This window comes from Streptomyces sp. NPDC048352 (assembly GCF_040651895.1).
GTDB lineage: Bacteria > Actinomycetota > Actinomycetes > Streptomycetales > Streptomycetaceae > Streptomyces.
On the sequence record NZ_JBEZKZ010000136.1, the window covers coordinates 1 to 8,197 of the forward strand.

Here is an 8,197-nt window from a genome sequence, read left to right on the forward strand (position 1 = left end):
AAGGAACGGACGCTTCCTTTGTACTCACCCTCTCGGGCTTTCCTCCGGGCTTTCGTTCTGTGTTCTTGCGTTTCCGACTCTATCAGACTCTTTCGGGCCTGACCCCCAGTCAGCGGGGTTTGTCTTCCGGGCTGTTGGGCCCTTCCGACTCCTGAACTCTAGCGGATTTCCCCGGCAACCGATAATCGGGCCTTCGGAAATGAATTCGGGCACGCCGAATTCGTTCCCAGTGGGAGATCGTGCTGAGTAGGTTGCCGCTACGAGGCGGCGGGATTCGTTGCCTCCACAACCTTTCGGCTCCGGGGCAACTCGAAGAACCTTACGGATCCACGGGGGTCGTGTCAACCCCGGAGGTCAGGCCGGGGACTGGAGGTCTTCCACCCGGTCCAGGAGGCGCGTGAGCATGTCGCCCAGCACTCCGCGCTCCGCGGTGGAGAGGTCCTGGAGGAGGTCCTCCTCGAAGACCGTGGCCGCGCGCATCGCGTCGAGCCACTTGCTGCGGCCCTCGTCCGTCAGCTCCACGATCACGCGGACCCGGTTGGACTCGTCCCGTTCGCGGGTGACCAGACCCTCCGCCGTCATGCGGTCGATCCGGTGGGTCATCGCCGCCGGCGTCAGGCCGAGCTGCTTCGCGAGCTCGCTCGGGCCCATCCGGTAGGGCGCTCCGGAGATGACGAGGGCCTTAAGGACCTCCCACTCCGCGTTGCTGATGCCCAGGGCCGCGGTCTGGCGGCCGTACGCGACGTTCATGCGGCGGTTGAGCCGGCTCAGGGCCGAGACCACCTTCTCGACCTGCGGGTCGAGGTCCTGGAACTCGCGCTGGTAGACGGCGATCTGCTCATCGAGGCTCGGCTCGTGGACGGGCGTGTCGCCGTTGGGGGTCTCAGCCATGGCCCGAAGTATGGCACGAACCCGTTGGCATCTAACTCCTTCGATGTGTAGAGTTAAGGATCGAAGTTTAGGTATGAAGTTCTGAAGTCTTCAGTCTTCGGCTCTCAAGGCAGGTGAGAAGTGACCAAGGTGATGGGCGCTGCGATGCGGCGGATCCAGGCCGGCAACGCGCTGACCGCGTTCGGCATCGGTTTCACGGTTCCGTTCCTCTACATCTATGTGGCGCAGGTGCGGGGTCTGGGTTCGATGGCCGCCACGAGTGCGTTCGTGGCGTTCGCCCTCGGTGCTCTGGTCGCGCTGCCCTTCACCGGCCGGGTCATCGACCGGCGGGGTCCGGTGCCGGTGGTCATGGGGGCCGCCGTCGCCGCTTCGGCGGGCGCGCTCTCGCTCGGTCTCTCCACCGGCCTCCCGGCGATCCTGTTGTCCGCGCTGGCGCTGGGTGCCGGGCAGGCCGTGATGCAGCCGGCCCTGGCCACGATGATCGTGTGGTGTTCGACGCCGGCCACCCGGACGCGGGCCTTCGCCCTGCAGTTCTTCATGCAGAACCTTGGGCTGGGCATCGGCGGGCTCGTCGGCGGTCAGATCGTCGACGAGAGCCGGCCTGGCAGCTTCACCCTGCTGTTCGGCATCGAGGCCGTGATGTTCCTGGTGCTGGCGGCCGTGATCGCCACCGTGCGGATGCCGCACGTACAGAACATCAGCACGGCGATGGCCAAGGACGCGGCGCCGGCCGGCGGCGGCTGGAAGCGGCTGCTGCGGCACAAGGCGATGGTGCAGCTGTGCGTGCTGGGCTTCGTCCTGTTCTTCGCCTGCTACGGGCAGTTCGAGTCGGGTCTCGCGGCCTTCGGGACCGAGGCGGCCGGGATCTCGCCGTCCACGCTCGGGTTCGCGCTGGCCGCCAACACGGGGGCGATCGTCGTGGCGCAGTTCGCCGTGCTGAGGATGGTGGAGAAGCGGCGCCGGTCGCGGGTCATCGCGCTGGTCGGGCTGATCTGGACGGTGGCGTGGCTGATCGCCGGGTTCTCGGGGCTGGGGCACGGCAGTGCGGTGATGGCCGCCGCCGCGTTCGTCACCACGTACGCGCTCTTCGGCATCGGTGAGGCGATGCTCTCGCCGACGCTGGCGCCGCTGGTGGCGGACCTGGCGCCGGAGGGCTCGGTCGGGCAGTACAACTCGGCCTTCGCCCTGGTCAAGCAGATGGCGCTGGCTCTGGGGCCGCTCGGTGTGCCGCTGGGAGCCGGGGTTCCGATGCTCTACATCGGGGTGTTCGTGCTCGTCTCGCTGGGGATCGCGGTGCTGGCGCTGCGCCTCGGCGGGCGGCTGAGCCCGGAGCAGGACAACCCGTCGCTGGTGAGCCGGGTCGTGGCCCAGGGGCCGGCGGTCGGTACCGAGGCCGTGGTGGCCGTGGAGCCTGCGGAGCGCGTGGCCGTGTAGGGCGCGTATGTGGGGAGGGAGAGCCTCCGGTCCTTTGGGCCGGGGCTCTTCCTTTTTTGGTACGGCTACTTGTCGGGCAGGGCGAACTCGCACCAGACGGCTTTGCCGCCGCCGGGGGTGCGGCGGCAGCCCCAGGCCGAGGCGATGGTGGCGATGATCGAGATGCCGCGGCCGGTCTCGTCGGCCGGTTCGGCGCGGCGGCGGCGCGGGAGGTGGTCGTCGCCGTCGGTGACCTCGACGATCAGGCGGCGGTCGGTGCGGCGCAGCCGCAGGCGCATGGGCGGGGTGCCGTGCTGGAGGGAGTTCGCGACGAGCTCGCTCGCGGCCAGGACGCCGAGGTCGCACAGCTCGACGGGAAAGCGCCAGGAGCTGAGGACGCCCTGGGCGAAGGCACGGGCGCGCGGGGCGGCTTCGACGCCGCCGAGGAGTTCGAGGGCGGCGTTGTGGAAGAGCTCGGCATCGGTGCCGGTGCGGGCGGGCTGCTGGAGGACCATCACGGCGACGTCGTCGTCGTGGTCGGCGTCGACGCCGAGGGCGCGCATCAGGCGGTCGCAGATGATCGCGGGGGTGCCCTGGGCGCCGGCGAGGGCGCGTTCCAGGGCGGCGACGCCTTCGTCGATGTCCTCGCCGCGGCGCTCGACGAGGCCGTCGGTGTAGAGGACGGCGGTGGAGCCGGGGCCGAGGGCGATGGTGCCCGAGGTGTGGATCCAGCCGCCGGTGCCCAGCGGTGGGCCGGTGGGGTCGGCGGCACGGCGTACGGTGCCGTCCTCGTCGCGGACGAGGATGGGGAGGTGCCCGGCGGAGGAGTAGGCGAGGAGGCCTTCGTTGGGGTCGTGGACGGCGTAGACGCAGGTGGCGATCTGGCTGGCGTCGATCTCGGCGGCGAGGCCGTCGAGGAGCTGGAGCACCTCGTGCGGGGGCAGGTCGAGGCGGGCGTAGGCGCGGACGGCGGTGCGGAGCTGGCCCATGACGGCGGCGGCGCGGACTCCGCGGCCCATGACGTCGCCGATGACGAGGGCGGTGCGGCCGGCTCCGAGGGTGATGACGTCGTACCAGTCGCCGCCGACGGCCGCCTCGGTGCCGCCGGGCTGGTAGGTGGCGGCGACGCGGAGGTCGTCGGGCTGTTCCAGTTCCTGGGGCAGGAGGGAGCGCTGGAGGGTGACGGCGGCCTCGCGCTGGCGGCGTTCGCTGGCGCGCAGGCGTTCCACGGCTTCGGCGTGGTCGGTGACGTCGGCGAGGTGGACCAGGATGCCGGTGTGGTCGGGGTCCGGTTCGCCGTCGGCGGCTGCCTTGGGGAACTCGACGGGGGTGCAGGTGACGGTGTAGGAGCTGCCGCCGGGGGCGGTGCGGTTCTTGGCGGTACGGGGCTTGCCGCTGCGCTGGACCTGGTCGAGGAGGGGGAGCAGGCCGAGCTCGCCGAGTTCGGGGAGGGCGGTGTGGGCGGGGGCGCCGGTGGTGCGGGGGCCGAAGCCGGCGGTGTAGGCGTCGTTGACGTAGGCGACGCGGTGGTCGGGGCCGTGGACGAGGGCGACGAGGGCCGGGAGCAGGCCGAGGACTTCCCGTACGGGCAGTTCGTCGAGGGCGGGGACGGCGGGGAGCGGTGCCGTGCCGGTGCCGCGGACGGTGGCGTCGGCGGGGGTGCCTTCGGCGGGTGTGGCGGGGTGGCCGACGGCGCCGCGGGCTGCCGGGACGGAGCCCTCGCCGCGCTTGGCCTGGGCTGCGGCGTGCTCGTTCCGGGCGGCGGCGCGGCGCTGCGTGCCGGGGAAGCGGGCGCTCCAGCGCGTGAAGTTCACTGCGTTCAAGCCTCGTGGTGTCGCAAGTGGTCGCGGTGTCCCCGCCCGGCGGGTGCCGGGAGGTGCCCTTGTGGTCGGTCGCTGGACGGTGTCACTCGTGCAGGTGTCACCCGTGCAGGCGTCACTCTGCGCAGGCGTGAGCCCACCTATGGTCACACGTCCAGTGTGGCCGACGGCACTGACAACGTCAGCCCTGGTTGTCCTGCGGGGGGTTGGGGGCGGGCTTGGGCGGGTGGTGCTTGGGGCCGGCGCCCGCGGCGAGTTCGAATTCTGCCCTGGGGTGTTCGAGGGATCCGAGGGAGACGATCTCGCGCTTGAAGAGGCCGGAGAGGGTCCATTCGGCGAGGACGCGCATTTTGCGGTTGAAGGTGGGGACGCGGCTGAGGTGGTAGGCGCGGTGCATGAACCAGGCGGGGTAGCCCTTGAGCTTGCGGCCGTAGACGAAGGCGACGCCCTTGTGCAGGCCGAGGGAGGCGACGGAGCCGGCGTACTTGTGGGCGTACTCGGTGAGGGCCTCGTCGCGCAGGGCGGCGACGATGTTGTCGGCGAGCTGCCTGGCCTGGCGGACGGCGTGTTGGGCGTTGGGGGCGCATTCGCGGCCCGGTTCGGCGGCGGTGATGTCGGGGACGGCGGCGGCGTCGCCGGCGGCCCAGGCGTGTTCGACGCCTTCGACGGTGAGGAAGGACGTGCAGGTGAGCCGGCCGCGTTCGTTCTTGGGGAGGTCGCTTGCCGCGAGGACGGGGTGGGGTTTGACGCCGGCGGTCCAGACGATGGTGCGGGTGGGGAAGCGGGAGCCGTCGCTGAGGACGGCGATGCGGTCCTCGCAGGATTCGAGGCGGGTTTCGAGGCGGACGTCGATATTGCGCCTGCGCAGTTCGCGGACGGTGTAGGTGCCCATTTCGGGGCCGACCTCGGGGAGGATCCGGTCGCTGGCCTCGACCAGCACCCATTTCATGTCCTCGGCCTTGACGTTGTGGTAGTACCGGGCCGCGTACCGGGCCATGTCCTCCAGTTCGCCGAGTGCCTCGACGCCGGCGTATCCGCCGCCGACGAAGACGAAGGTGAGGGCGGCGTCGCGGATCGCGGGGTCGCGGGTGGAGGAGGCGATGTCCATCTGCTCGATGACGTGGTTGCGCAGGCCGATGGCCTCTTCCACGGTCTTGAATCCGATGCCGAAGTCGGCGAGTCCGGGGACGGGAAGGGTGCGGGAGACGGAGCCGGGGGCGATGACGAGTTCGTCGTATTCGATCTCGATGCCGCCGGTGCCCTCCTCCGCGGTGGCGAGGGTGGTGACGGTCGCGGTCCGCTTCGCGTGGTCGATGCTGCGGGCTTCGCCGATGACGATGCGGCAGCGGTCGAGGACGCGGCGCAGGGGGATCACGACGTGCCGGGGTGAGATCGCGCCGGCGGCGGCTTCCGGGAGGAAGGGCTGGTACGTCATGTAGGGCTCGGGGGTCACCACCGTGACCTCGGCTTCGCCGGATCTCAGCTTCCGCTGGAGATGCAGGGCCGTGTACATGCCGACGTAGCCGCCGCCGACGACGAGGATGCGCGTGCGGGGCGGGGTACCGGGTTCGTCGCCCCGGGAGTTAGCAGCCTTCACCATCCCATGACGCACCGTGGCCGGGAGTTTGTCCACAGGCTCGGCACATTGTGTGACCGGTGGGGGCCCTGGGACGGGGCTGTCAGGAGATCCGGATCACGTGGGAAGTTCGCAGGTCAACGCTTCGGAAGGGGTGATTCCGGGGAGTTGTGGCGGAAAAGTGGGGGTGAATGCTCCGATCGGGCGGTGCTCGGTCGGGGGCTGCCTCTTCTGAATTGACTCTGGCTCAACTATGTTCGTATCCCGTCGAGGACGTAGGACCGGGGCCCTCATGACCGTGGCCCCCCTCGACACGAAGGCGGGGAGTGTCTCCGGGGGGAGACAAGTGATTACCGGGGGATACATATGAACATTTCCGATTTCCATGGCTCTGTCACCGCCCTGTCCGCGGAGACCGGCGGACGCGTGATGGCGGGCACGACCACCCACGGTGTGGGCCGCTCCACGCCGCTGCGCGTCGACGCCCAGCGCAACCTCGAGCACGTCCTGCGGGCGGCCCGCGAGGTCTTCGGCGAGCTGGGCTACGGGGCTCCGATGGAGGACGTGGCACGGCGGGCGCGGGTCGGCGTCGGGACCGTCTACCGGCGGTTCCCCAGCAAGGACGTGCTGGTCCGGCGGATAGCCGAGGAGGAGACCGCCCGGCTGACCGACCAGGCCAAGTCCGCCCTGGGCCAGGAGGAGGAGCCGTGGCAGGCGCTGTCGCGCTTCCTGCGCACCTCCGTGGCCTCCGGCGCGGGCAGGCTGCTGCCGCCGCAGGTGCTGCGGGTCGGCGCGGCCGCCGAGGAGGACGCGGCCGAGGACGAGGCCGCCGCGCGGGTGCCGCACCAGCGCCAGGCCGCCGTCGGCGGGACGGCGGGTGCCGTGCCGGAGCTGCGCGTCGTGGGCGCGCGGTCCTCGGTCGAGGACGAGCCGGCGGAGGACGCCGGCGCGGGTGCCCTGCTGGAGGTCGTCGGCCGGCTGGTGGACCGGGCGCGGGAGGCCGGTGAGCTGCGGGCCGATGTCACGGTGGCCGATGTGCTGCTGGTGATAGCGACCGCCGCGCCCGCACTGCCCGACCCGGCGCAGCAGGCCGCGGCCTCGGCCCGGCTGCTGGAGATCCTGCTCGAGGGGCTGCGCTCCCGGACGGCGTGAGCCGCGCCGGAGCCGTGGTCCGGTCCGCCGTCGTGAACCGCCGCCCGGCTGCCGGGCCGGCCCCCGCAGGGGTGGGGGCCGGGCCGTCGGCCGGCGCGGGCCGGGTCAACGGTGGGCCTCGGATGGCCGCTCACTCGAAGGGGTGAGGAACGGTACGGCGATTCGCCGGATCGTCCCCGGACGGGTGGATGGCGCGGAGAGGCGGCCGGGGCGCCACTGCCGTGTGCCAGGCTGGATCGGTGTACCGGTCTGAGTGTGTCGTGCGGGGGCTTCCGCGGTGAGCGTTGACGGGCGGGACGAGTCCCCTGGTGGCGTCGGCGGTACCGGGGCCGCGGCGGGCGGCCTGCCCGCCCGGCAGGTCCCGGCCCAGCGCGAACGCGGTGGCCGGCACGCCGCGTCCGGCCCGTCCGGGGTGGACCTGCCGCCGTCCGACGCGGACTTGCTCACCCGGATGCGCGGGGGCGACGACGGTGCGTACGAGGAGCTGTTCCGTCGGCACGCCGACGCGGTGCGGCGCTACGCGCGGACCTGCTGCCGGGACGGGCACACCGCCGACGACCTGACCGCCGAGGTGTTCGCGCGGACGCTGCAAGCGGTACGGGGCGGGGCCGGGCCGGACCAGTCGGTGCGGGCCTACCTCCTGACCACCGTGCGGCGGGTCGCCGCGGCCTGGGCGAAGACCGCCCGGCGGGAGCACCTGGTCGAGGACTTCGCGGTGTTCGCGGAGCAGGCGGCCGCGGGTGCGGAGAGCGCCGGCGGGCTGTCGGGGGACGACACCCTGGAACTCGGCGCCGAGGTCAGGGCGATGCACGCGGCCGAGCGTTCGCTCGCGATGCAGGCCTTCCGGAGCCTGCCGGAGCGGTGGCAGGCCGTGCTGTGGCACACCACCGTCGAGGACGCCTCGCCGAGTGCGATCGCCCCGCTGTTCGGGCTGAGCGCCAACGCGACGGCGGTGCTGGCCAGCCGGGCCCGGGAGGGGCTCAAGCAGGCCTACCTCCAGGCGCACGTGAGTTCCGCGCTCAGTGCGGGCGGCGACTGCGCCCGGTACGCGGACCGGCTGGGCGCGTACGCCCGGGGCGGGCTGCGGATGCGGGCGGAGCGGGGGCTGCGCGGGCACCTGGAGGAGTGCGCCAAGTGCCGGCTGGCCGCCGGGGAGCTGAAGGACGTCAACGCGGGCATTCCCGCGCTGCTGCCGGTCGCGGTCATCGGGTGGTTCGCCGCCGGGTACGCCGCGAAGGCGGCGGGGGTGGTGGCCGGCGGGGCCGTCGCCGCCGGAGGTGCGGGGGCCGGCGCGGCGGCGGGGGGGGGGGGGTCGGCCGGGGGGGGGGCGGCGGGGGGGGGGGCT

At 72.3% G+C, this 8,197-nt stretch carries 6 protein-coding genes; 3 read left to right on the plus strand and 3 right to left on the minus strand.

What is annotated here, in order from left to right:
• Positions 1–354: 354 nt before the first annotated feature.
• Positions 355–891 carry a MarR family transcriptional regulator gene (locus AB0D45_RS34170; protein WP_361609994.1) on the minus strand — a complete coding sequence of 179 codons (537 nt, stop codon included), beginning with the start codon at positions 889–891 and terminating at the stop codon, positions 355–357.
• A 132-nt stretch (positions 892–1,023) separates the two neighbouring features.
• On the opposite strand from AB0D45_RS34170, the gene AB0D45_RS34175 reads away from it, so the two are divergent.
• The gene (locus tag AB0D45_RS34175) at positions 1,024–2,325 is read left to right on the plus strand and encodes an MFS transporter (protein WP_362466449.1); all 1,302 of its coding nucleotides are present in this window, start codon (positions 1,024–1,026) and stop codon (positions 2,323–2,325) included.
• 65 nt (positions 2,326–2,390) lie between these two features.
• Here the strand turns inward: AB0D45_RS34175 and AB0D45_RS34180 are convergent, their stop codons facing one another.
• Positions 2,391–4,118, minus strand: coding sequence for an ATP-binding SpoIIE family protein phosphatase (locus AB0D45_RS34180; protein ID WP_362466452.1), 1,728 nt, complete (start codon positions 4,116–4,118; stop codon positions 2,391–2,393).
• 187 nt (positions 4,119–4,305) lie between these two features.
• Positions 4,306–5,724 (minus strand): NAD(P)/FAD-dependent oxidoreductase, encoded by a 1,419-nt coding sequence (locus AB0D45_RS34185; RefSeq protein ID WP_362466443.1) that lies wholly within the window; start codon positions 5,722–5,724, stop codon positions 4,306–4,308.
• Between the two features lie 342 nt (positions 5,725–6,066).
• Here AB0D45_RS34185 and AB0D45_RS34190 point away from each other — a divergent pair, with 342 nt between their 5' ends.
• A complete protein-coding gene (locus AB0D45_RS34190; protein WP_361609992.1) occupies positions 6,067–6,852 on the plus strand; it encodes a helix-turn-helix domain-containing protein in 786 nt (261 codons plus the stop codon).
• A 277-nt stretch (positions 6,853–7,129) separates the two neighbouring features.
• Positions 7,130–8,197: sigma-70 family RNA polymerase sigma factor (locus AB0D45_RS34195; protein WP_362466446.1), on the plus strand; the 1,068-nt coding region annotated here is incomplete at its 3' end.

Coding starts and splice junctions, on each gene's coding strand:
- AB0D45_RS34170 (WP_361609994.1), bottom strand. CDS start 891: ATGGCTGAGACCCCCAACGGCGACACGCCCGTCCACGAGCCGAGCCTC.
- AB0D45_RS34190 (WP_361609992.1), top strand. CDS start 6,067: ATGAACATTTCCGATTTCCATGGCTCTGTCACCGCCCTGTCCGCGGAG.
- AB0D45_RS34185 (WP_362466443.1), bottom strand. CDS start 5,724: ATGGTGAAGGCTGCTAACTCCCGGGGCGACGAACCCGGTACCCCGCCC.
- AB0D45_RS34175 (WP_362466449.1), top strand. CDS start 1,024: ATGGGCGCTGCGATGCGGCGGATCCAGGCCGGCAACGCGCTGACCGCG.